At 64.3% G+C, this 22,818-nt stretch carries 19 protein-coding genes; 12 read left to right on the top strand and 7 right to left on the bottom strand.

What is annotated here, in order from left to right; genetic code table 11:
* Positions 1–3: 3 nt before the first annotated feature.
* The gene (locus tag AC1DYM_RS00410) at positions 4–273 is read right to left on the bottom strand and encodes an acyl carrier protein (protein WP_477334904.1); all 270 of its coding nucleotides are present in this window, start codon (positions 271–273) and stop codon (positions 4–6) included.
* Positions 274–784: 511 nt separating this feature from the next.
* Here AC1DYM_RS00410 and AC1DYM_RS00405 point away from each other — a divergent pair.
* On the top strand, positions 785–919 hold the full coding sequence (locus AC1DYM_RS00405) for a hypothetical protein (RefSeq protein WP_477334903.1): 135 nt from the start codon (positions 785–787) through the stop codon (positions 917–919).
* Positions 920–961: 42 nt separating this feature from the next.
* Here AC1DYM_RS00405 and AC1DYM_RS00400 read toward each other — a convergent pair whose 3' ends face one another.
* The 3 genes from AC1DYM_RS00400 to AC1DYM_RS00390 form a co-directional block, all read right to left on the bottom strand.
* Entirely contained in the window at positions 962–2,218 is a 1,257-nt protein-coding gene (locus AC1DYM_RS00400; protein WP_477334901.1) for an NHL repeat-containing protein, read from the bottom strand.
* A 154-nt stretch (positions 2,219–2,372) separates the two neighbouring features.
* A complete protein-coding gene (locus tag AC1DYM_RS00395) occupies positions 2,373–3,476 on the bottom strand; it encodes a Glu/Leu/Phe/Val dehydrogenase dimerization domain-containing protein (protein ID WP_046966271.1) in 1,104 nt (367 codons plus the stop codon).
* 192 nt (positions 3,477–3,668) lie between these two features.
* Positions 3,669–4,013, bottom strand: coding sequence for a YXWGXW repeat-containing protein (locus tag AC1DYM_RS00390; RefSeq protein WP_477334899.1), 345 nt, complete (start codon positions 4,011–4,013; stop codon positions 3,669–3,671).
* Between the two features lie 143 nt (positions 4,014–4,156).
* Here AC1DYM_RS00390 and AC1DYM_RS00385 point away from each other — a divergent pair, with 143 nt between their 5' ends.
* The 5 genes from AC1DYM_RS00385 (at position 4,157) to AC1DYM_RS00365 (ending at position 11,919) form a co-directional block, all read left to right on the top strand.
* Entirely contained in the window at positions 4,157–5,035 is an 879-nt protein-coding gene (locus AC1DYM_RS00385; RefSeq protein ID WP_477334897.1) for an alpha/beta hydrolase, read from the top strand.
* A 34-nt stretch (positions 5,036–5,069) separates the two neighbouring features.
* On the top strand, positions 5,070–5,561 hold the full coding sequence (locus AC1DYM_RS00380) for a DUF2199 domain-containing protein (RefSeq protein ID WP_477334895.1): 492 nt from the start codon (positions 5,070–5,072) through the stop codon (positions 5,559–5,561).
* A 103-nt stretch (positions 5,562–5,664) separates the two neighbouring features.
* Entirely contained in the window at positions 5,665–9,117 is a 3,453-nt protein-coding gene (locus AC1DYM_RS00375; protein WP_477334893.1) for a methylmalonyl-CoA mutase family protein, read from the top strand.
* 84 nt (positions 9,118–9,201) lie between these two features.
* Positions 9,202–10,713, top strand: a complete 1,512-nt coding sequence (locus AC1DYM_RS00370) for an alpha/beta hydrolase (protein ID WP_477334891.1) — start codon at positions 9,202–9,204, stop codon at positions 10,711–10,713.
* Positions 10,714–10,773: 60 nt separating this feature from the next.
* A complete protein-coding gene (locus tag AC1DYM_RS00365) occupies positions 10,774–11,919 on the top strand; it encodes a hypothetical protein (protein WP_477334889.1) in 1,146 nt (381 codons plus the stop codon).
* A 21-nt stretch (positions 11,920–11,940) separates the two neighbouring features.
* On the opposite strand, the gene AC1DYM_RS00360 is transcribed toward AC1DYM_RS00365, so the two are convergent.
* Positions 11,941–12,342 carry an ExbD/TolR family protein gene (locus AC1DYM_RS00360; protein WP_477334887.1) on the bottom strand — a complete coding sequence of 134 codons (402 nt, stop codon included), beginning with the start codon at positions 12,340–12,342 and terminating at the stop codon, positions 11,941–11,943.
* A 144-nt stretch (positions 12,343–12,486) separates the two neighbouring features.
* Here AC1DYM_RS00360 and AC1DYM_RS00355 point away from each other — a divergent pair, with 144 nt between their 5' ends.
* A complete protein-coding gene (locus tag AC1DYM_RS00355) occupies positions 12,487–13,428 on the top strand; it encodes an RDD family protein (protein ID WP_477334885.1) in 942 nt (313 codons plus the stop codon).
* 55 nt (positions 13,429–13,483) lie between these two features.
* Entirely contained in the window at positions 13,484–14,311 is an 828-nt protein-coding gene (locus AC1DYM_RS00350; protein ID WP_477334883.1) for a DUF3014 domain-containing protein, read from the top strand.
* A gap of 118 nt (positions 14,312–14,429) precedes the next feature.
* Here the strand turns inward: AC1DYM_RS00350 and AC1DYM_RS00345 are convergent, their stop codons facing one another.
* Positions 14,430–15,359, bottom strand: a complete 930-nt coding sequence (locus AC1DYM_RS00345) for a peptidylprolyl isomerase (RefSeq protein ID WP_477334881.1) — start codon at positions 15,357–15,359, stop codon at positions 14,430–14,432.
* A gap of 103 nt (positions 15,360–15,462) precedes the next feature.
* Here AC1DYM_RS00345 and AC1DYM_RS00340 point away from each other — a divergent pair, with 103 nt between their 5' ends.
* Positions 15,463–16,161, top strand: a complete 699-nt coding sequence (locus AC1DYM_RS00340; protein WP_477334879.1) for a GNAT family N-acetyltransferase — start codon at positions 15,463–15,465, stop codon at positions 16,159–16,161.
* A 31-nt stretch (positions 16,162–16,192) separates the two neighbouring features.
* Here the strand turns inward: AC1DYM_RS00340 and AC1DYM_RS00335 are convergent, their stop codons facing one another.
* Positions 16,193–17,617: an aldehyde dehydrogenase family protein gene (locus AC1DYM_RS00335; protein WP_477334877.1), complete on the bottom strand. Its 1,425-nt coding sequence runs from the start codon at positions 17,615–17,617 to the stop codon at positions 16,193–16,195.
* A gap of 112 nt (positions 17,618–17,729) precedes the next feature.
* Here AC1DYM_RS00335 and AC1DYM_RS00330 point away from each other — a divergent pair, with 112 nt between their 5' ends.
* From AC1DYM_RS00330 to AC1DYM_RS00320, 3 genes are all read left to right on the top strand, one after another.
* Positions 17,730–18,617, top strand: a complete 888-nt coding sequence (locus tag AC1DYM_RS00330) for a LysR family transcriptional regulator (protein ID WP_477334875.1) — start codon at positions 17,730–17,732, stop codon at positions 18,615–18,617.
* 80 nt (positions 18,618–18,697) lie between these two features.
* Positions 18,698–20,941, top strand: a complete 2,244-nt coding sequence (locus AC1DYM_RS00325; protein ID WP_477334873.1) for a DUF5916 domain-containing protein — start codon at positions 18,698–18,700, stop codon at positions 20,939–20,941.
* A 55-nt stretch (positions 20,942–20,996) separates the two neighbouring features.
* A complete protein-coding gene (locus AC1DYM_RS00320; protein ID WP_477334871.1) occupies positions 20,997–22,814 on the top strand; it encodes a glycoside hydrolase family 15 protein in 1,818 nt (605 codons plus the stop codon).
* Positions 22,815–22,818: the final 4 nt, after the last annotated feature.

Here is a 22,818-nt window from a genome sequence, read left to right as displayed (position 1 = left end):
CGCTCAGCGGGCGACGAGGGTCTGCACGGTAGCGACCACGTCGCCTACGGTGCGCACGCTCTTGAAGTCCTCGGGCTTGATCCGGGTGCCGGTCATGTCCTGCACCTGGATGGCCAGATCGATGGCATCGATGCTGTCCAGCTCGAGGTCGGTAAACAGGTTGGCCTCGGGAGTGACCTTCGCCGGGTCGATTTCGAAGGTCTCGTGCAGCACGGACCGCAAACGTGCGAGCACGTCGTCGAAGGTGAAGGTTTCGGCTGGCATCGCGCTCATAAGCTGGCTAAGTCCATTTCATCCCCGGACGGACACGGTCACCCCGGGCAAAAGGGCGGCCACGCCGTCATCGAGGCGACGAAAGTCGTGATCGAAGATTCTGGTTTGTTGCCGCCGCGAACGGCGTCCCCCTTGACCCAAAAGCTCCATGTAGGCAAAGCCTTACAAGACAGCCCGGGGTGTCCGAAGTGTAGCAGATTGCCGCAGAGGGAGGTTTCTTGCGACAGGCTGCCCCCGGCCCCTGTCGGAGCCGATTCATCGGCGATCCCCGCGGCAGCGGGCCCGGTTATGGCTAGCACCCGTTCGCCGATGAATCGGGTCCTACAGAAGCCTGTCCGGCTGGCGGACAGCGTCCGGACGCCTGGGCCAACGTCCGCGGACACCGGCACTGGCCAGGTTGGCGCGGCAGAAGCCGCGCAGGAATGCGCTCTGCAGGGAATTTCGACGGTTGGCACGCCCGATGCAACCGATATCACGACCCCGCTTCATTCATCGTCCAAGGAGAACGACCATGACATTCGAAACCGCCCTGCTGAAGACCTTCTTTGTCGCCGGTGCCCTGACCTGCCTGCTGATGCTCGGTGCCTTCGTTGTTTCGCCGGCGAACCATGTGGCTTCGCCGGCGCTGGTTGCCTCCACCCGCTGAACGGACTTACCCAGAATCGATGCTGAATTCCGGTCTCAGCGACTACGGCGCCCGGGTGATCGGCGAATGAGGCATGCGCATGACGCAGTCAATCTTGGGTTCGTCAGGATTGCCCGAAGTGGGTTGAAACCATGCGGAGGTCAGGATGCCCAACTCGCCCTGGATGGCAAGGCCGCGCGGCTCCAGGAAACCGTTCGATATGGGAATGGCGATGTAGCCGTCATCGCCGAACGATTCATCCAGCACGCCTTCAGCTGTATAGCGGGCGACAAGCACGGCACTCGGCTTGCTCATGGGGCCGAAGCTGCCAAGAATGACGACTCTTCCCGCGTCATCGAACGTGGCCTGTTTCACGTACGTGCCGCCAAGCCTTTGCAGGTAAACAGGTTCCCCGTTGGCGAAACCCATGTCAGGTGCGCCGTTGGCATCGATTCCTATCAGGAAGGCATGGCTGCGACCTGATTCGTGGGCGTTACCGATGCCTACGAAACTTCCCTTGTCGGAATGCAGGATGTCGACAAACCTGGCCTCGGCGTTGCCCGTTGCCGCAACATACTGGCCGTCGACGCCGAACGTCATGTCCCGCTCTCCATTTGGCAGGTATCGGCGAATGACCGCGTTTGCGCCGATCTTGCTGGCGAGTACGTATTTGTCGTCCTGAATCACCCCCGCGTACTCGACATCGTAGGGCTCGCTGTCGAATGGGACGTGCACGAAGCCGGTCCCGCCGAGGGTCGGGTCGAGCGTTCCGTCTTCCAGCAGGCGAACGATCATTCCTCCCGACGGTGCGCCACCTTCCTTGAGACCCGCACCGCCCATAAGGACGATACCTCCGTCGGACAGCGGAATCATGTCGGCATGGAGCAACTGATACTCACCGAATTCCAACGGCAGGATGCCGAGAGCGGCGAATGTCGCGTCCGGCGCACCCCTGGCGGTCAACCGCAGAAGGAATCGCTGCGTCACTCCACCGGTAGGCTTGTAGCACGCAAGCATGCGACCATCCGGCAACATCTTTAGTTCGGCAAAGAAGGAGCCCATTTCCGGATCGACTTGGAAACCGCCGTCGCCGAAGTTCGTGTCGAGCGCCCCATCGGGTCGCAGTTTGACGATGCCAAACTGCTGGTCACAGACCACGGCGGCGAAGATCGAATGGTCGTGCGCCGTGGCGATGCCGTAGATGTCCGTCGACCTGTAGCCGGTAGGATTGGGCAAGATGGCCTTGCCTCGTTCGCCGAAGGCGGGGTCCAGGTCGGCGTCGGCCTTGCTGCCGAAGGAGAGCTTTTTTCCAGCGTTCATGGGGTTCCATCCTCAAGAGTGCGCCGCCCACATGGGCGGCAGCTCATACTGTCGGCAATCGCGCCATGCCTCGATCAGCCAAACGTTGTAGTCCCCCACAAAAAAGCCGCCGGATCACTCCGGCGGCTTTCGTGTTGCCCATAACGCGTAGCGATTACTGCCCGCGCATACGACCCTGGAAGCGGGGTGCGCCGTTGCCCATGTGGGGCAGGCGGATCTTGCCGATCGCGCTGATGCGCTCTTCGGCCATGCGGTCCGCGGCCTTGTAGGTCGGGATGTTGTCGCGGGCGGAGATCTCGAAGATGCGACCGACGTTGTAGTAGATCGTGCGCATCATGCGCATGGCGCGCTCGCGGTTGTAGCCGTCGATTTCCAGCGAGACGTTCATCACGCCGCCGGCATTGACGGCATAGTCCGGTGCGTAGACCACGCCGCGGCGGGCGAGTTCGTCGCCGATCGCGTCGGTCGCCAGCTGGTTGTTGGCCGCACCGCAGATGATCTTTGCCTTGATGCGATCGATCGTCTGTTCGTTGATCGTGCCACCCAGGGCGCAGGGGCTGTAGACGTCGGCGTCGACGTCATAGATTTCGTCCAGGCCAACGGCTTCGCAGCCGAGTTCGTCGACGCAGCGCTGCACGGCATCCTTGTTGATGTCGGTGACGAACACCTTGGCGCCCTGCTCGCGGAGCAGCTTGATGAACTCGCTGCCGACGTGGCCGCAACCCTGCACGGCGTAGCTGTACTTGCCGACGTCTTCGTTGCCATGCTTGGCCTGCAGTGCGGCCATCAGGCCCTGCAGCGTGCCGAACGCGGTGAACGGCGAGGGATCGCCCGAACCGCCGTGGACCTGGTGCACGCCGGTGACGTACTCGGTTTCACGGTAGACGTATTCCATGTCGTTGACGTCGATGCCGACGTCTTCAGCCGTGATGTAGCGGCCGTTGAGCGAATTGACGAAGCGGCCGAAGGCGCGGAACAGCGCTTCGGACTTGTCCTTGGAGGGATCGCCAATGATGACGGCCTTGCCACCGCCCAGGTTCAGGCCGGCCACGGCGTTCTTATACGTCATGCCGCGCGACAGGCGGAGCACGTCGTTGACCGCGTCCTGCTCGGTCTTGTACGGCCACATGCGCAGGCCGCCCAGCGACGGGCCGAGGACCGTGTTGTGGATCGCGATGATGGCCTTCAGGCCGGCGTCTTTGTTATGGCAGAAGACGACTTCTTCGTGGCCCGTGTTGGCGATGGTTTCGAAAATCATCGAACGCAAACTCCAGTGACAAGCGGCAGCAGCACCGCGCTTCGAGGTGAAAGCCCGTGATGGGGATCACGGGTCGGTAATGACCATCCAAAAAAATCGCCCCGGCCGGATGGCGGGGGCGAGATGTCGTGTCAGCTGCCTAGTTTAAACCGTTGTGCGCGTCCGTGTAGGTGCGGCGCAGCAACGGGGTGCTTATCGGTGCCAGCGCGGGTCGCGGACCCAGGTCTCACGCTCGATGCGATAGCCACGGCCGTAGGGGCGCCAGACCGGCGGGCGATAGACATAGCCCGGACGATACGTGTTCCAGCGGCCACCGACCCAGACGTAACGGCCGCCATACCAGTTCCAGTAGCCAGGTGCCCAGACGTAGCCGGATCGGGGCGGCGGCACGCGCTCGAAGCGGGGCGGCGGCGGACGGGTGCCGACGGTGACCACTTCGACAACTTCCCGCGCGGCGGCGGGCGGGGTGTAGGTTGCGGCGCCCGCGACCAGGCCAAGGGCAGCCAGGGCAACGAGTTTGCGGGTCAGGGTCGTCATATGAACTCTCTCCTCGGGACGTCCGCGAATGCGGATTCGTGCGCCAGAACGCGGTTTCCTTGCGAGGGGTTGACCCGCCCTCCGGGGTAGTATTCAGCTTCGCGAAAGCTTGCCCATCCCCCCAGGTCACCGGTCCCCATCCCATGAAACCACCCCGCCGCTTTGGCGTGCGCACCGTCGCGACCCTGTTGGGCATCCGCTTCGCTTACCGGTTCGGCAGCCGTCTGGCGCCGACCCGCACGGTGGCCCACGCCGCCCGGGTCTTCCAGACCCCGCTGCCGAGCAGCCGCCAGCGGGCCGCACACGCGCAGGCCACCATGTCGGCACGCAAGGTCCATGTGGATGTCGCCGGCGAATCCATCGCTACGTATGTGTGGGGCGATCCCTCCACGCAGCCGTATGTGTTGCTGGCCCACGGCTGGTCGAGCATGGGCCTGCGCTGGGAAAGCTGGGCACCGCAGCTCCTTGCGCAGGGCTGGGCCGCGGTTTCCTTCGATCAGCCCGGGCACGGACAAAGCGGCGGGACGCTATGCACGCTACCGGACTTCGCTCGGACAGTAGCGGCCATCGGCCGTCACTACGGCGATGCGGAAGGGGTGATCGCGCACTCGCTGGGCGGCGCTGCCGTCACGCTGGCGCTCGGCGACGGCTGGAGCGCGAAACGCGTGGTGCTGATCGCGCCTGCCGCTGACCCGATGGCGGCAACGCGACGTTTTGCCCGCTTCGTCCGGCTCGCCGAACACCTGCGCGAGCCCCTGCACCGGGTGCTGGCTGCCCGCACCGGGGTGACGATCGAGGCCCTGCACGTGGAGCGGCATGCGCCGCAACGCACCCAGCCCGCGCTGATCATCCATGACGTGTCCGATCGCGACGTGCCGGTGGAAGAGGGAGAACTCTATGCACGGCTCTGGCCGGGCGCCGTGCTGTTGAAGACGCGCCGGCTGGGTCACCGCCGCATCGTCGACGATGAAGGTGTCATGACGACGGCGATCGCCTTTCTCGGTGGGGCCGACGTCAGCTGAGCTACCATCGACCTCTACCTCACGGAGCGGTCCCATGACAGCTACCTGCGCGATCTGTGGAGCGACGCACGAGGAAGACGAGCTGGAACTCAGCTACGGCCGGCCCGATGCCATTTTCGAGATGGGCAACGACGAGCGTTCGCTCGACGTGTACGAGAGCGACGATGCGTGCGTGATCGACGACGAACGCTTCTTTCTTCGCGCGACCCTGCCGCTGCCTGTGCAAGGTCGCAAGGACGATTACCACATCGGCGTCTGGGTCGAGGTCAGCGAAGAACAGTTCCACCGCGTCGGCGACCTCTGGGACGATCCCGAGCAGGCCGCCGAGCCTCCCATGTCCGCCGCGCTGGCCAATGAAATACGCAGCCACGAAGGCAGTCTTGGCGAGCGGGTGCTCATGCAACTCACCGGGCCGAACACCCGGCCGCAGGTATTCATCGTGAATTCGGTATTGCCGTTGGGGCACGAGCAGCGCGCGGGGATCACGACGCATCGTGCGAGCCTGTATTCCGCGGGATTGGGCTAATCGCGCAGGCGCGGGCTTCGCTGCACTGCACCAGAGCCCGTGCCGCCTCCGGCGTTAGAATTGCGGGGTTCCCCACCCGCAGTCGATCTTCCCCGGAGTTTCCATGAGCTCGCAGCCCAAGCACATCCCCGCCAGCCACACCGACGCGGAGGCGACGCCGTTGCGCTTCGTCACGGCGGCGAGCCTGTTCGACGGGCACGACGCGGCCATCAACATCATGCGTCGCATCATCCAGAGCCAGGGCGCGGAGGTGATCCATCTCGGGCACAACCGCTCGGTGGAAGACGTCGTGCGCGCGGCGCTTCAGGAAGATGCCGATGCCATCGCGCTGTCGTCCTATCAGGGCGGCCATGTGGAATATTTCAAGTACATGGTCGACATGTTGCGCGAGCGCGGCGCCGGCCATATCCGCGTGTTCGGCGGCGGTGGCGGCACGATCACGCCCGAGGAAATTCGTGAGCTGCAGGCGTACGGCGTGGAGCGCATCTACCACCCGAACGACGGCATGAAGCTCGGCCTCACCGAGATGATCGAAGACGTGATGTCGCGTACACGCGCCGCGGCCAGCCAGCGTGTCGAAGCGGCGCCGGTAACGGCTTCGGTGGAAGACGAGATCTCGATCGGCGCCATGCTGTCGGCGATCGAGGAAGACCTGCTTCCCGAAGCCGAGCTGGCGCGCCTGCGCAAGGAATGGCAACTCGCCGGCAACAAGACGCCCGTCCTCGGCCTGACCGGCACCGGTGGCGCCGGTAAGTCCAGCGTCGTCGACGAACTGCTGCTGCGCTTCCTGCATGCCTTCCCGTCGATTCGCATCGCCGTGCTCGCGGTGGATCCGACGCGTCGCCGTAGCGGTGGCGCCCTGCTGGGTGACCGCATCCGCATGAACTCGCTGCGCAGCCCGCGCGTTTACATGCGTTCCATGGCGACGCGTCGCCAGCACGCCGCCACGTCGATCGTGCTGCACGACTGCATCGATTTCCTCAAGTCGCAGGCCTATGACCTGGTAATCGTGGAAACCGCCGGTATCGGCCAGAGTGACTCGGAAATCGTCGACCTCGTCGACTTCCCCGTCTACGTGATGACCAGCGAGTACGGCGCGGCGAGCCAGCTCGAGAAGATCGACATGCTCGACTTCGCCGAGCTCGTCGTGCTCAACAAGTTCGACAAGCGTGGCGCCGAAGATGCGCTGCGTGACGTGCGCAAGCAGTGGAAGCGCAACCGCACCGCTTTCCAGATGGCTGACGAGAACGTGCCGGTCTATCCGACCATCGCCAGCCAGTTCAACGATCCGGGCGTCACCTGGATGTTCGCCAATCTCTGCCGCCTGATGCGCGGCAAGCTTTCGCTGCCGGAGGCCACCTGGACGCCGGACATCGACACGACGCTGCGTGAACCCCGCGCCACGGTCTTGATCCCGGGTAATCGCGTGCGTTACCTCGCCGAGATCGCCGAGCAGGGTCGTGGCGTGAACAGCGGTATCGCGAAGCAGGCCGAAGCAGCAAGCAAGGCCCAGCATTACTACGAGTCGCTGAAGGATATCGGTGACGCGGCGCTGCCGCGCGCGTTCGATCTCTACGATCACGATGCGTTGAGCGTCGAGGGTGACCGTTCGTTGTCGACGCTTCGCCAGCGCTACAACGAGGCCGTCCGCGAGCTGAGCAGCGAGGCGATCGCGCTGCTGCGCGAATGGCCGTCGCGCTTCGCCTCGGTCACCGACGAGTTCACCGAATACCAAGTGCGCGACAAGGTCATCCGCGTCGAGAACTACCGCACTTCGCTGAGCCACCAGAAGATCCCCAAGGTGTCTCCGCCCAAGACGAAGGACTGGGGCGAACTGCTCTCCTTCCTCATGCGCGAGAACCTCCCGGGCTATTACCCGTACACCGGCGGCGTGTTTCCCTATCGCCGCGCCGGCGAGGATCCGACCCGCATGTTCGCGGGCGAGGGCACGCCTGAACGGACCAACCGTCGGTTCCACTACCTCTCACTGGGCGGCGCCGCGGCGCGCCTGTCGACGGCGTTCGACTCGGTCACGCTGTACGGCGAAGACCCCGCCCCGCGCCCGGACATCTACGGCAAGATCGGTAACTCCGGCGTTTCCATCGCCACGCTCGACGACATGAAGAAGCTGTACTCCGGCTTCGACCTGACGGCACCGTCCACGTCGGTCTCGATGACGATCAATGGCCCGGCGCCGATCATCCTCGCCATGTTCATGAATACGGCGATCGACCAGAACGTCGAGAAGTACCTCAACGAAGAGCCCTCGCGCTGGGAGGCCGCCAAGGCGCGTATCGCGCAGCTTTACGCCGACGGCAATCGCCCGACGTATACCGGCGGCTTGCCCGAAGGCAACAATGGCCTCGGTCTCGGCCTGCTCGGCATCTCGGGCGAGGAAGTGGTCGACGCGGAAACCTACGCGCGGATCAAGACCTTCACGCTGGCCAACGTACGCGGCACCGTGCAGGCAGACATCCTCAAGGAAGACCAGGCGCAGAACACCTGCATCTTCAGCACGGAGTTCGCGCTCCGCATGATGGGCGACATCCAGCAGTACTTCGTCGACCACAAGGTGCGCAACTTCTACTCGGTGTCGATCTCCGGGTATCACATCGCCGAAGCGGGCGCGAACCCGATCAGCCAGCTTGCTTTCACGCTGTCGAACGGTTTCACCATCGTCGAGTACTACCTCGCTCGTGGCATGAAAGTGGACGACTTCGCGGCTAACCTGTCGTTCTTCTTCTCCAATGGCATGGACCCGGAATACACGGTGATCGGCCGCGTTGCCCGCCGCATCTGGGCACGCGCCATGCGCGAGCGCTACGGTGCCAGCGCGCGCAGCCAGATGCTGAAGTACCACATCCAGACCTCCGGCCGTTCGCTGCACGCGCAGGAAATCCAGTTCAACGACATCCGCACCACGTTGCAGGCCCTGTACGCGCTGTTCGACAACTGCAATAGCCTGCACACCAACGCGTATGACGAAGCGATCACCACGCCGACCGAAGAAAGCGTGCGCCGCGCGGTGGCGATCCAGCTGATCATCAATCGCGAGCTCGGCCTCAACTTCAACGAGAACCCGTGGCAGGGTAGCTACGTGGTCGACGAGCTGACCGACCTGGTCGAGGAAGCGGTGTACAAGGAGTTCGAGGCGATCAGCGAGCGCGGTGGCGTGCTCGGCGCGATGGACACCATGTACCAGCGCGGCAAGATCCAGGAAGAGTCGATGTACTACGAGCACAAGAAGCACGACGGCTCGCTTCCGCTCATCGGCGTCAACACCTTCCTGCCCAAGGACCACGGTGGCGAGATCTCGACCGAAATCGAACTCATCCGCTCCACGGAAGAAGAGAAGGGCCAGCAGATCGACAACGTGCTGCTCTACGGCCGCGCCCGCAACAGCCTTGCCCCGGAAAGCCTGCGCACCCTGCAGAAGACCGCCCGCGAGCGTCGCAACGTGTTCGAGCAGCTGATGGACGCGGTAAAGAACAACTCCCTCGGCCAGATCAGCCACGCCCTCTACGACGTCGGCGGTGAGTACCGCCGCAACATGTAACGCGTGAGGCGCCTCCTTGTAGGAGCCGATGCATCGCTCTTGGTAGGAGCCGATTCATCGGCGATGGGTGCTAGCGTCAGGGCCATGATCCTCGCCCTGGCGCTTTGCGTGGTGTCGCCGGCCGCAAGCGCCCAGACCCCACCCCACGACACCTTCACCCTCGCCACGACATCCCCCGCCGAAACCCGCGTCATCAACGTCTACAAGCCCCCAGGCTACGAGGCGTCACAGGCCCGCTATCCTGTGCTCTACATGCCGGACGGCGGCATGCAGGAGGACTTCCCGCATCTGGCGGAGGCGGTCGACGCCGGCATTCGTGCCGGTGAGGTCCAGCCGCTGATCCTCGTCGGCATCGAGAACACCGAACGCCGTCGCGACATGACCGGGCCGACCAGCGTCGCATCCGACATGGCGATTGCGCCGCGCGTGGGTGGTTCGGCGGTCTTCCGCGCGTTCATTGCCAGGCAGCTCATTCCCGAGATCGGGCGCCGCTACAGGGTCGACGGCCATCGCGGCATCATCGGCGAGTCACTGGCAGGGCTTTTCTCGGTAGAGACCTTCCTGCGAGAGCCTGGGTTGTTCGACACGGTCGTCGCGATCAGCCCGAGCCTGTGGTGGAACGACGGGGCATTGCTGCGCGATGCGCCGGCGCTGCTCAGGCAGCAGGCACATGCCAGCCGTCGTCTCTTCCTCACCTCGGCCGACGAGGACAACATCGCGCCGAACGTGGCGAAGTTTGCCGCGATACTGAAATCGGACGCTCCGACGGGCCTTGACTGGATATATGTGCCGCGTCCCGAAGAGCATCACGACACCATCTACCTCGCGTCGGAGAAGTTTGCCCTGCGCCGTGCCTATCCCCCTGCGATCTCTGCGACTGCCGAGCACGGTGATCGACGTCGTGTTCTCTTCATCGGCAACAGCCTGACCTACGTCAACAACCTCCCATCTGCCTTTGCATCGCTCGCGCCCGCTGGAGTACACCTGAGGGTCGACATGATCGCCCGGGCCGGCGCGGCGTTGGAAGACTACGACCACGACCCCGTGGTGATGAAGGCGTTGGCAACGGGCGGTTACACGGACGTCATCCTCCAGGAACGCGGTGGCAATGCCACGTGTACACCGGGTTGCGAAACGCGGCTGGCGGCGTTTGCCCGAACGGATCAGGCAACGATATCGCTAGCTCGGGATGCCCGCGCTGCCGGTGCCCGCGTGTATTACCTGGGTACCTGGCAACGCGCGAATTCCCAGGTCAGCCAGGGCGAAGTAAAGGGAGAGCGCCGTATCGCTGCGCTCGCGCACATGCCGATGATCGAGATCAGCGAGACTCGCCGGCAGCTGATGGCTCTGTATCCGGAAGCTGCGTGGACGCCCGCAGACGGTGAGCACCCGGGCCAGACGACGACGGCGCTGATGGCGTTGCGTACGTGGCGTTTGGTGATGGGGGAGGTATCCAGGCGAACGCCGTGCGTCGGCGGCCCGCTCTGGTATCACGCCCCCGATCCGGACGGTATCGTTCACATCGATGCGGCGGCCTCGCCGTTGACGTGCCTCATCGATGCCTCCATGGCCGAGAAGCTCGCCGCCACCCCCTGAGTCGTTGACGTGCCGTGCGTTCGCATACGATGCTTGATCGGGTGCAAAGGAAGGGGGCGTATGGACGGAACCGATCGAGGGGACGGCGAAGGCCGGGCAGAATGGTCGCTGACGCCGGCGTGGACACGTGTTGGCGTCCGCATGGGGCGTGTCGTGGTGTATCTGCTGTTTGGCGCAGCTTATCTGTGCGATGTCGCAGCGGTAGGTAGCGTCGCGTTTGTAATCCTTCTCCTCACGCTGATGGTCGCCGTTCCCTTTGGAAGGGTCGTTTATGAGTCAGGGCGTTACGTCGCCGCGCGCCGTTCCGGCATGGTCGTCGTCGCGATGCGCATCGGTGCTGTGGATATTTTGCCACGCCGAGTTGGCTGGAAGCTTCGCTGGAAACGCTACATTCACCCGCTTCCCGCCGGCTATGTCTACGCTCTACCTGATCCCTCCCAGCCACTGCGCCTGCCAATGATCCGCTTCGCCTTGGGCGGCGTCGCGTCGACGGTCATCGTCGCCGTACTAGTGGCGCTGACGATTCCGCTGATTCAGACGGATGCCGGCCGCTGGTCGATGGCCGGAGTGGTTGCTGTACTCCTAACTCCACTGTCGAGCCTGTTTCCCAGTCCGTTGACTCCGGCTGGTCCGATACTCGAGGCCGCAGGCGTCATGGCGTGGCGCTGGTGGAAGCATCCGCCTTCGGGTGCGTGGATGGCCCGGACGCTCGCATTGTCGCGCATGGTGCGTGGGACACCCTTCTCATCGTTGGGGCAAGCCGACCTCAACATGCTGTTAGATGAGTCGATCAGCGGAGTCTGGTTTGCGCTCAAGCGGCACCAGCAGCGCGGCGAGTGGGAGCTGGCGACCGAGCTTCGCGCGCGACTTGATGATCTGCTTCCCGTGCAACGATACGCGAAGTCCAGGTTTGCCGAGTTAATCGACCTGATGCGTTCCGAGATGGCCTTTTCGGCTGCCGTCGTTCATCGGGACGTTGCCCGACTGCCGACCCCGGATGCCCTCCGGCGGTCCCGGCGGGGTGACTCATCCTTTGCTGCGCGGTGCGAGGCGTGGCGCGCGCATCTAGTCGGCGATGGGGAGGCGTCGCGGCGTGCAACGGAGGAATGTATCCGCGTGGCGGACAATTCGGTGGATCGTTCGCTGGTCGCTAGTGAACGATTGATTGCGGGGCAGCTCTACGGCGACATCGAATCCTTGCCGTAGAGCGGCCCGTAGCCGGGTGCGTCAACGGTTGACGAAATCGATCTTCGAAAGCCCGTTGACCTTCGCCTCAGCCAGCACCTTCGCCACATCCTCGTACGCTGCATCGTCCGACGCGCCGATGTGGATCGCTGGCTTGTCTCCTTCCCGTGCGCCAAGGATCTGCATCTGCGTCGCCAACGCGGCATCCGTGACCAGTACATGGTTCCAGAACGTCATGCTGTTAGGTTCGATGGTGATGTCGATGGGTTCCATCATTGCCGTGGGCGGTTGTGAGCCTGGCGCTGGCAGGTCCACACGAGCCTTGTGGGCGATGACCGGTGCCGAGATCATGAAGATGATCAACAGGACCAGGAGGACGTCGACGAGCGGGGTGACATTGATGCCCGAGATCGGGGTAGCGTCTTGCCGTGCAGAGAAAGCCATGGTGCCTCCTACAGACATTATCGATGGGGTGGTGCCCTGGTGCCGGACCATGGGGGGATGTCCGGCAAACTCAGACTAGGTGCCGACTGGCCCTTCCCGCAAGCGGCTGGGCCGGTGCATCATGGTTGGATAAACGGAGGCAGCATGGAAGAGGTTTCAGGGGCGGCGGCACCGCGGGTGTCGCTGGGCGGATTCTGGCGAAGGCTCGGCGCGTTTGCCGTCGACTGGATGATCTTGGCGTTGGGCGGCGGCGTGGTTGGCCAGCTCATGTTCGATCAGCTGGCGTGGCTGGGCGGTTGGGACCGACTGCTCGGGTTCGTGATCGCCACCCTCTATTTTGGCTTGCTCGACAGCGGCCCTTTCGGCGCATCCACACCAGGAAAGCGAGCCTTCGGACTGCGCGTGGTGGACGCGGCAGGTCGCGTCGTGTCGCTGCCCAAATCGATGCTTCGCGCCGGTGTGCTGGTGGCTCCGATGATGTTCAACGGCACCATCGTCGTGATGAGTGACGCGTCCTATGGTGAGCGCGCGGCCAGCGGCCTCATGGGCGGCCTGGCGATAGCGTCGATCTACATGCTCGCTTTCAACCGCTCGACTCGTCAGGGGCTGCATGACCTGGCGTCGGGTGCATTCGTCGTACGAGGCCGGGCATCGCGCCAGGCGATGAGCGGCCTGACGCTCTGGCGAGCGCACCTCGCGGTGGCGGCCATCTTCGTGGTAACCGGCGTACCCATCAGCATGGCGGGCTATCCGGTCTACGTCGGTTTTGCGCCGGGCACATCGTCGAAGGCGACACAGCTGCCGTCGCTGGGGCGGCCTTTGGTGCGCGCCGCGTGGATTCGCTGGACGCCTGTCGAAGGCACGCCTCGGACCTGCACCAGTGTCACGGTGTCCTTACGCGGTACGGGCGTGGACGATGAAGAGATCGCGCGGAAAGTGGCTACGGGCCTTGTCTCGCGGTTCCATTGCCATGTGGATACGAACCTTGCGGTACGCATGGTCTACGGGTTCGACCTCGGTTTCGCCGGAGGACATCGTTACCGCGACTACGTGATCGATGCGGATCAGTTTCCCGGTCAACCTTGAACCAAACCCGCCGTTCGTAGTCCCATGGGGCTAGGTTTTGGCAGGAGAAGCTGCGTTGAGCAGTCAGTCGTCGGGTTCGAAGTGGGTTGCGGGTTTGCTGATCGTTGCGATTCTGGTCGTCGTCGGCATCTTCATCTTCCGGGAGAAGCAGGCGCGTGATGCCGTGACGGCGCCCGCTTTCTCGACAGCACCGGCGGCGTCCGCGTCGTCGACCACCGTGCACGATGCGCCTCTCGTGCAACATCCGATCGGTCCCGCCAGTGGGTCGACGACGGCCTTGCCAGCCCTGGACCAGAGCGATGACCAAGTACTGGCGGGTCTCATGGCCCTGACCAGTGACGGTGCATTGAAATCCCTGCTGCGCCCCGAGGCGATCGTCTCGCGCATGGTCTCGACGATCGATGCACTGCCGAAGCAGAGCGTCGGCATGAACGTGGTGCCCTTGCGCACGCCGACGGGCCGTTTCCAGGTGGTTTCAGACGACGGCAACTTCGTCGCGTCGAAGAAGAACATCGATCGCTACGCGACGTACATGTATGTCGCTGACCGGATTAATACCAAGGCGGCCGCCGCCTGGTACAAGCGCAACTACCCGCTGTTCCAGCAGGCCTATCGCGATCTGGGTACCAACGGCTACTTCAACGACCGGCTGATCGAGGTGATCGATCACTTGCTTGCTGCGCCGGAGCCGAAGGGTAACCAGCAGCTTCTGCCGGAGAAGGTCGGATACGTTTATGCGAACCAGGCGCTCGAGCAGTTGTCGGTCGGGCAGAAGTTCATGATTCGCGTGGGGCCGGAGAACGAGGCGAAGCTGAAGGCGAAGCTGCGCGCGTTGCGAGAAGAGATCGTGGCGGATAGGGCGGCGATGTCAGTCGGCGAGTGATTCGCGATTGCGAGTTGGTGTGGTGAGCTGGCCCGCTGGCGCGGGATCGCCGATGAATCGGCTCCTACAAGGGCACCGACACCTCTGTAGGAGCCGATTTATCGGCGACGCTCTCCGATCAGGGTGCGACAGGCTTCGACGGATCACGCACCGGCACACTGATGTTGCACAGATCGATCTTCCCCGCCGGCCGCGTATAGAAATCGTCCTTGCGGTTGCGCTTGGCCTCGATCACCGCCGCAAACGTCTTGCTGTCCGTGCGCAGCACCTGGATCGGCGTGCGCTGCGCTTCGGGAACATCGGCCGCAAGGCGCACGCTCTTGATCGTCACGCGCTGCTCGGGCTTGTCGTAAAAGCCCATCGGTTCGCCACCACGCGGATACGCCGCGAGGAACTCCATCCCCTTGATGACCTTGCCGGCGACGGCGAGGTTGCGGTCGAGGTTGCGCGGGGCCTGGCCGATGATGGCGTAGAGCGAGCTGCCGTTGCCGGTCTCGGCGCCGACGTCGCGTGCGACACCCACGGTGCCGTAGCAATGCGCGATCCAGGCTTCGCCGGCCTTGGTGTCGCGAGCCACGGGGAAGCCCTCAGAAAAGCCGACTTCCGGCGCGTAGACGTCGCCGTCCGGTAGCTTGGTGAACGGAATGGCCTTGCCGCCCAGCTTCCGCGTGAATTCCGGCGTCAGCGTCTCCTTGGCGCTACCCAGGCTCTTGGCCTTTTTCTTGTCGTCGCCGTCGGGGTCACCCCACTGGGTGACGAAGTTGTCCTGGACGCGGATGACCTGGGTGCCGTCGAAGTAGTGCTCGCGGATCAGGGTACGGATATTGGCGGCATGTTCCGGCGACCAGTCCTGCGCGAGCTCGATGACGACCTGGCCTTGCGGAAGGTCCATATAGACGAGGTTCTGCGGATCCGGGGTGCGCCATTCGGCGGCCGTCGACTTGGCCAGCAACTCCTTGGCGGTGGGCGTGTGCGCCTTTTTCGCCTCCTCGGCGACGGCGGGCAGGGCGAGGGCTAGGGCGAGAACAAGGCAGGTACGAGCGAGCATGGGATCCCCGGATTGAGTGCGAACCCGAAGAAAAGTAACAGAGCCTGTTGTGATGCGCTCGGGTTGACCCCCATGATGTGACATTCGTCATCGGAAGGCAGGCATGGATACCTCCGTACTCGATAATCCGCTGTGGCACTCGCTCACGGGCGAACACGCAGCGCTGGCCCGTCGATCGGGCGATGCGCTCTGGTATGGGGATGCCTATGCACCCTTCGTGGCGGTGGCGAGCCCGGCTGCCCACGTGGTCGACGATCCGCGCCTGGTCGGCCGGCGTTATTTCCTCGGCGTCGCACCGGAGATCCTGCCCGAGCGGTGGGTACGCGCGCCCGTCGATGCCGGGCATGCGGTGGCCGACACCCTCCAACTGGTCCGCTCCCTGGATGCGCCCGACCTGGATACCGAAGAGACCGTGAGCGTGCTCGGCAACGAACACCGCGAGCGCATGCGGGCGCTCACTTCGTTGGTTTACCCCGAGTTCTTCCGCGAGCACACGGCAGCCCTGGGTACCTACGTCGGTGTCCTCCAGGAAAGCCGCCTCATCGCGATGGCCGGTGAGCGCATGGCCGTACCCGGGGGCCGCGAAATCAGCGCCGTCTGCACGCATCCGGAGTTCGCCGGGCGAGGGCTCGCCCGGGCACTCCTGGTGGCATTAGTAAACCGGCATCGCGAACAAGGACTGGTTTCCTTCCTGCATGTCTCGGCCGGCAACGAGGGTGCCACGCGGTTATACGAGAAACTCGGTTTTGTTCACCGGGCGACACTGACCCTCACCGCCGTGGACATCGCCAAGTCGCATTGATGGCCAGCGGCTTAGCGGCCTGCCGGTCCGGTCAGGCATCGACGCCAAGCAAGGCCTTCGGCTCGAGATAAGCCTCAAGGCCAAAGCTGCCGTACTCGCGACCGAGACCGGATTGCTTGAACCCGCCGAACGGTGCCTTCGGCTCATGCGTGAGCGTGTTAATCAAGACGCGGCCGGCATCGATGCGCGAGGCGACGCGGCGCGCGCGTGCCGTATCGACGGACAATACGTAGGCCTGTAAGCCATACGGCGTGTCGTTGGCGATCGCGATGGCATCTTCATCGTCGTCGTACGCGATGATCGACAGCACCGGTCCGAAGATCTCTTCGCGGGCGATGACCATGTCGTTGCGCACGTCGCTGAAGACGGTGGGGCGGACCAGCCAGCCACGCGAATAGCCTTCCGGCCGGCCGATACCACCCGCAATCAGGCGCGCGCCTTCGGCGATACCCTTGTCGATATAGCCTTGCACGCGCTCCCACTGCTTCTGGCTGACCATGGGACCGACCTCCGTGGCGTGGTCGGACGGATCACCCGAGACCACGGCATTCACGGCGGCGGCCATGCGCGTTTCGAAGTCGGCAAGGCGCGCGCGCGGCACGAGCAGACGCGTTCCGGCGATGCAGGCCTGGCCGCTGTTGGCGAAGCCGGCCATCACGGCCAGCGGTACGGCGGCGTCGAAGTCAGCATCGTCGAGGATGACGACGGGGGATTTCCCGCCGAGTTCCAGCGTGACGCGCTTGAGCGTATCGGCGGCGGCGCGGACGATGCCCTTGCCGACGGCGGTCGAGCCAGTGAAGGAGATCTTGGCGATATCCGGGCTATCGACGATGGCGGCGCCGACCACGTCGCCGCGGCCCGTGACGATGTTGAACACGCCGGCTGGTGCGCCCGCGGCGTGCAGGGCCTCGGTGACGACGCGCGTCTGCAGCGCACTCATTTCGCTCGGCTTGATCACCGCGGTGCAGCCTGCTGCGATGGCGGTGGCCAGCTTGCCGCAGATGAAGCCGGCGTCGCTGTTCCAGGGCGTGATGAGGCCGACCACGCCGACCGCCTGCATGACGACGGTCGCCGTGCCCTTGCGGCGCTCGAACTCGAAATGCTCGAGCGTGTCGATGGCATCGAGAAAGACGCTCGACGCATGCCCGACCATCCAGCGACCGCGATTGACCGGTGCACCGTATTCCTCGAGCACGGCGGCGAAGAGGTCGTCGCCACGGGCCTCCACAGCCGCGTGCATGCGGCGGAGCAGGGCGATGCGCTCGGCGATCGTCGTGCGGGAGAAGGCCGGGAAGGCGCGCTTCGCCGCCGCGATGGCGCGGCGGGCGTCTTCCTGGTCGGCAAGGCGCACGATACCGATGACCTCTTCGGTAGCCGGATTGAACAAGTCGAAGCGCTCTTCGCCGTGCGGGGTAACGAACGCGCCGTCGATGTAGATCTGGTCGATCGTGTGCATGGGGATTCTCGCGAAAGGGGGGGGAGGGGGAGGTTTGATGGCAAGAATGGGCGCAAAGGATTAGCCTGATAAGCCGGACAAAGCCGGATGAGGCATGAAGCTGGAGCGGACAATGCGATCGGGACTGACGGAATTCGAAGCGGTACTCGCCGTGGCGAGGCTGGGCAGCTTTCGGGCGGCGGCAGCCGAGATGGAGATGTCGACCTCGGCCCTGAGCCAGTCGGTCGCGTCACTGGAGGCCCGTCTGGGCACGCGGCTGTTCCACCGGACCACGCGCAGCGTTCGCCTGACCGAGGCGGGGGAACGGTTCGTTGCCGACCTCGCCCCTGCGGTCGCGGGCATTCGCGATGCCGTCGACCGCGCAGGCGAGGAGGCGACCACGCCGAGCGGGACCCTCCGGCTCAACTCGTCCACCGGTGCCGCGCGCTGGCTGATGCTGCCCTTGCTCATCCCCTATCTGCAGCGCTATCCGAACGTCCACCTCGACCTGGTCACGGAAGAACGGATGATCGATATCGTTCGTGAGGGCTTCGACGCCGGATTCCGGACGGTCGACACCGTGCCCGGGGACATGATCGCCGTGCCCCTTGGGCCGGCTATCCGCTTCGCGGTCGTTGGCTCACCGGCGTACTTCGCGGCGCATGGCCGTCCCCAGACCCCGGCCGACCTGGCCGGTCATCGCTGCATTCGTGCGCGCATGCCGGCGGGGCATATCTACCACTGGGAGTTCGAACGCCACGGTGAAGCCATCAGCATCGACGTCGAGGGGCAATTGACCCTCGGCCAGCCCGATCTCATGCGGGAGGCGGCTCGCGCCGGGCTGGGGCTCACCTACCTGACCGAGTTCAACATCGCGGAGGATCTTGCGGCCGGCACGCTGGAGCGGGTGCTGGACGACTGGACACCGCCCTTCGACCGGCTATGCCTGTATTACCCCGGTCGACGCCATGTGCCCGCGGCATTGCGCGCACTGATCGACCTCATCAGGGAGATGGGCTGAGCGCATGGGCCAAGGGTCATGGCAAACCTTTGCGAAACGGGCGGCATCCTATCCGCAAGATTCCACGTCCCGGATGACTCATGCATCGCCGCTTCGCCTTGTTCGCCACCCTCTGCCTCGCTGCTTTCTCGGCCCACGCCGAGGTGACGATCGACGGCCACATCGACCCGACGGAATGGGCCGGTGCGCAGCACATCACCGATTTTCGCGACACCCAGCCAAAAACCGGCAAGCCGGGCAGCCAGCCGACGGAGGCCTGGGTGTTGTCGACACCGAAGGGTCTGGCCGTTGCGATCCGGGTGACCCAGTCCGCGGACGTGCCACGTTCGACGCAGCAGACCCGCCGCGACGAAGACGCGCTCGTCGATCGCATCAATGTGATGGTGGACTTCGACGGCGATGGCCGCGTCGGCTACGACTTCGAAGTGCGCTCGCTCGGTGGCGTCGCCGACGAGGTGATCACCAACGAGTCCGACTTCAGCTACGACTGGGACGGCCGCTGGGACCATGCCGTGACCCAGGATGCGCAAGGCTATTCGGTCGAGATCCTGATTCCCTGGTACATCGCGCCGATGCGCCGGGCCGATGGCGACAACCGCCACATCGGCCTGTACATCGACCGTGTCATCGCGGCTACCGGTGAGCGCATGGCATGGCCGGCGGTCAGTTTCGATCAGGGCCGTTTTCTATCCAGCTTCAACAAGGTGTCGTTGCCTGCGTACTCGCAGTCGCTGTTCGCGGTGACGCCTTACCTGGTGGGCCGCGTCGATCGCGCCCACGGTGGCACCTCGTTCCAGGAAGGGGCTGACATCGTGTGGAAGCCGAACGGGCAGACCCAGCTGACTGCCACGATCAATCCCGATTTCGGCCAGGTGGAGAGCGACGACCTCGTCGTGAACTTCTCGCCGGAAGAAACCTTCTTCACCGACAAACGTCCGTTCTTTACCGAGAACCAGGGCATTTTCGATTTCAGCCTGCTCGACGACTACTCGCAGCTCGTCTACACGCGACGCGTCGGTGGGGAGTCGGATGACGGCCATGGTCCGGCGGATATCTCGGCGGCGGTGAAGGTGAACGGCAGTGTCGGCGACACCAGCTACGGGATCCTCACCGCGCAGGAAAAGGGCGATGATGGCCGCACCTTCGGCGCGCTCCGGCTCACCCAGACCGAGGGCACGCAAACCTTCGGCATGCTCGCCACGCGGGTCAATCATCCGTTCCTGGACCGCGATGCCAACGTGCTCGGCTTCGATCACCGCTGGCAGCCGAGCGAGACGTTTACGTTGACCAGCAACATCGTCGGCAGCAAGATCGACCAGCCGCAGGCGAACTCGTCGGGCCTCGGCGCGACCAGTATCGCGTTCTGGGAAATGACGCCGGTGTGGAGCCAGCAGTGGCTGGGCATGTACTTCGGCCATCGGCTCGACATCGATGATTTTGGCTACCTGCCGCGCAACGACATGGAGTATCTGCATTGGGAAGTGCGTCAGCGCGTGACCGACCTGCCAGCGGATTCCGCGTACGCCTCGCATCTCTGGCGTTACCGCATCTCCGCGCAGGACAACACCGAGGGCCGTCGCATCTCTCGTCGCTTCCGCATCCAGCGTGATAGCCGGCGCCGCGATGGTGGTGATGAAGAGTGGCGCCTCGACATGTTCACGGCCGCCTACGACGACCTGCTCACGCGGGGCGGCAATCCCCTGCATACGCCGCCGACGGCCAAGCTGACGTACGAGCGCGAAAGCCCGCGCATCGGCCACTGGAGCTGGAAGGACGAAGGCTTCATCAGTGGCAACCAGCTCACCGGCTATCACCGCCTTTCGTACTACTTCAAGTTCACTCCGACGTATTTCATCACCGACGCCTTCAGCATCTTCGCTGGCGCCAGTTACGAATGGGATCCGAACTGGCTGATCTGGCAGGATCGCGGCGCGCAGGTCTCCAACCTGGTCGGCGCGTTCGACGGCAGGACGGTCGGTATCGACAGCGGCGTGAACTGGAACTTCGGCAACAAGCAGGAGCTGCGCGTGAAGCTGCAGACGCTGGCCGTCGGTGCGAAGTTGCGCCAGGCCTACGAGATCGATCCGGAAGGCCGTGCCGTGCCCTCCAACGAGCATGTCGATGGCCTGGGCGTGGCCAATCTCGGCTTCCAGATCCGCTACCGTTACGAGATCGCGCCGCTGTCCAACCTGTACATCGTCTACAACCGGGGTGGCTACGAGCAGGACACCGAGGATGAGGTCGGCTCGCAGTTCCGTCGTGGCTTCGGCCTGAAGGACATCCAGGAAGGCCTGGTCAAGGTGGCTTACCGACTCGAGTTCTGACCTTCTTCACGCGGGCTGTGGCAACCTCCGCCACCTCCCGTTGTCGGAGAACGGTGTGACCCAGCGCGAAAATCCCGTTCCGGGCCGGACCATCGGCGAGCACGGTATCGTCGGCAATCTCGACACGACTGCCCTGGTGGCAAGCGACGGCACCATCGACTTTATGTGCTGGCCGCACATGGATAGCCCGACCGTGTTCGCCGGTCTGCTGGATCCGGAAAAAGGCGGCGAGTTCACCATCGAGCCCGAGCTCGACCATGCACGCACGATCCAGCTCTACATTCCCGAGACCAACATCCTGATGACCCGATGGATGTCGGAGCAGGGCAGTGTGGAGCTGACCGATTTCATGCCGCATCCGCAGACCGACACCCGGTTGCCCGCGAGCCTTGTTCGCTGTCTTCGCGTGCCTCGTGGCGAAGTGACGATTCGTGTGCGCTGCCGGCCGCGACTGGATTACGCGCGCAAGATTCCGACGACCGAGCACTACGGTGAGAGTGTCGTCTTCCATGACGGTCCCACCTCGTTGCGCCTGGGCGCGAGCGTTCCCTTGCACTGCGGCGAAGGTGAAGCGACGGCAGAGTTCGTACTCGGCCAGGGTGATACGGTCTGGTTCGTCCTGTGCGGCAAGGAGCACGACCCGCTCGACGTGGATGAGTGCATCGCCGCGCTCGAGCACACGGCCGCTGCGTGGCGGATATGGGCACGGAAATCGAACTACCGCGGCCGCTGGCGCGAGCGTGTGGAACGCTCGGCCCTGGTGCTGAAGCTGCTCACCTCACATCGCCATGGGTCGATCGCCGCCGCGGCGACATTCGGCTTGCCCGAGGCCACGGGGGCGGAGCGCAACTGGGATTACCGCGCGACGTGGATCCGCGACGCGTCGTTCACGGTTTACGCGTTCATGCGCCTGGGCTACGTCGAGGAGGCGGAGCATTTTCGCAAGTGGTCCGAGAAACGGATCATGGAGCTGGGCAAGGACGCTGCCCTGAAGATCATGTATGCGCTGGATGGCAGCGAAGCGGCGGAGGAGTCCACCCTCGACCACCTCGCCGGCTACGCCGGTTCGCAGCCCGTACGCATCGGCAATGCGGCACGCACGCAGACCCAGCTCGATATCTTCGGCGAACTGATGGACAGCCTGTACCTGGCGAACAAGTACGGCACGGCGATGAGTCACGCCGGCTGGGAGCATGTGCGTCGGTTGGTCGACCACGTGCGCCGCCACTGGCGAGATCTCGATGAAGGCATCTGGGAGATTCGCGACGAGCCTCGCCATTTCCTCCACTCGCGCCTGATGTGCTGGGTGGCGCTGGATCGTGCCGTTCGTCTCGCCCACAAGCGCTCCCTGCCAGCTCCCGTGGTGGAGTGGACGCGCGATCGCGACCGCATCGCCGAGGATATCTGGACGCATTTCCGTCATCCGGAACACGGCCACTTCGTGCAGAGCAAGGGCGGCACGGATGTCGATGCCGCCTTGCTGATGATGCCTCTGGTCCGCTTCGTCTCGGCGACCGATCCGGTCTGGCTGAGCACGCTGGATGCCATCCGCGACCAGCTCACCGACGATGGCCTGGTGTTCCGCTATCGCAATGCTGATGGCCTGGAAGGCGGGGATGGTGCGTTCACCACCTGCACGTTCTGGTACGTGGAATGCCTGGCCCGCGCGGGACGCCTGCACGAGGCCCGCGAAATCATGGCGCGCGGAGTGTTGTACTCGAACCACCTCGGGCTGTTCTCCGAAGAGCTGAGCCTGCGCGCCGAGCCTCTCGGCAACTTTCCGCAGGCGCTCACCCATCTCGCTTTCATCAGCGCTGCCTACTACCTCGATCGTCAGCTTTCGAATCCCGGCGGGCAGCTCTGGCAGCCCTAGGCCC

It is taken from the genome of Luteibacter sp. P1_D3 (assembly GCF_056406135.1).
The sequence above is the reverse complement of the archived record's forward strand: the minus strand, read 5'-3'. Positions and strand labels throughout refer to the sequence as shown.

What these genes read in the sequence shown, in the direction of transcription:
- AC1DYM_RS00410 (WP_477334904.1), bottom strand. Translation starts at nt 273, where the DNA reads ATGAGCGCGATGCCAGCCGAAACCTTCACCTTCGACGACGTGCTCGCA.
- AC1DYM_RS00405 (WP_477334903.1), top strand. Translation starts at nt 785, where the DNA reads ATGACATTCGAAACCGCCCTGCTGAAGACCTTCTTTGTCGCCGGTGCC.
- AC1DYM_RS00400 (WP_477334901.1), bottom strand. Translation starts at nt 2,218, where the DNA reads ATGAACGCTGGAAAAAAGCTCTCCTTCGGCAGCAAGGCCGACGCCGAC.
- AC1DYM_RS00395 (WP_046966271.1), bottom strand. Translation starts at nt 3,476, where the DNA reads ATGATTTTCGAAACCATCGCCAACACGGGCCACGAAGAAGTCGTCTTC.
- AC1DYM_RS00390 (WP_477334899.1), bottom strand. Translation starts at nt 4,013, where the DNA reads ATGACGACCCTGACCCGCAAACTCGTTGCCCTGGCTGCCCTTGGCCTG.
- AC1DYM_RS00385 (WP_477334897.1), top strand. Translation starts at nt 4,157, where the DNA reads ATGAAACCACCCCGCCGCTTTGGCGTGCGCACCGTCGCGACCCTGTTG.
- AC1DYM_RS00380 (WP_477334895.1), top strand. Translation starts at nt 5,070, where the DNA reads ATGACAGCTACCTGCGCGATCTGTGGAGCGACGCACGAGGAAGACGAG.
- AC1DYM_RS00375 (WP_477334893.1), top strand. Translation starts at nt 5,665, where the DNA reads ATGAGCTCGCAGCCCAAGCACATCCCCGCCAGCCACACCGACGCGGAG.
- AC1DYM_RS00370 (WP_477334891.1), top strand. Translation starts at nt 9,202, where the DNA reads ATGATCCTCGCCCTGGCGCTTTGCGTGGTGTCGCCGGCCGCAAGCGCC.
- AC1DYM_RS00365 (WP_477334889.1), top strand. Translation starts at nt 10,774, where the DNA reads ATGGACGGAACCGATCGAGGGGACGGCGAAGGCCGGGCAGAATGGTCG.
- AC1DYM_RS00360 (WP_477334887.1), bottom strand. Translation starts at nt 12,342, where the DNA reads ATGGCTTTCTCTGCACGGCAAGACGCTACCCCGATCTCGGGCATCAAT.
- AC1DYM_RS00355 (WP_477334885.1), top strand. Translation starts at nt 12,487, where the DNA reads ATGGAAGAGGTTTCAGGGGCGGCGGCACCGCGGGTGTCGCTGGGCGGA.
- AC1DYM_RS00345 (WP_477334881.1), bottom strand. Translation starts at nt 15,359, where the DNA reads ATGCTCGCTCGTACCTGCCTTGTTCTCGCCCTAGCCCTCGCCCTGCCC.
- AC1DYM_RS00340 (WP_477334879.1), top strand. Translation starts at nt 15,463, where the DNA reads ATGGATACCTCCGTACTCGATAATCCGCTGTGGCACTCGCTCACGGGC.
- AC1DYM_RS00335 (WP_477334877.1), bottom strand. Translation starts at nt 17,617, where the DNA reads ATGCACACGATCGACCAGATCTACATCGACGGCGCGTTCGTTACCCCG.
- AC1DYM_RS00330 (WP_477334875.1), top strand. Translation starts at nt 17,730, where the DNA reads ATGCGATCGGGACTGACGGAATTCGAAGCGGTACTCGCCGTGGCGAGG.
- AC1DYM_RS00325 (WP_477334873.1), top strand. Translation starts at nt 18,698, where the DNA reads ATGCATCGCCGCTTCGCCTTGTTCGCCACCCTCTGCCTCGCTGCTTTC.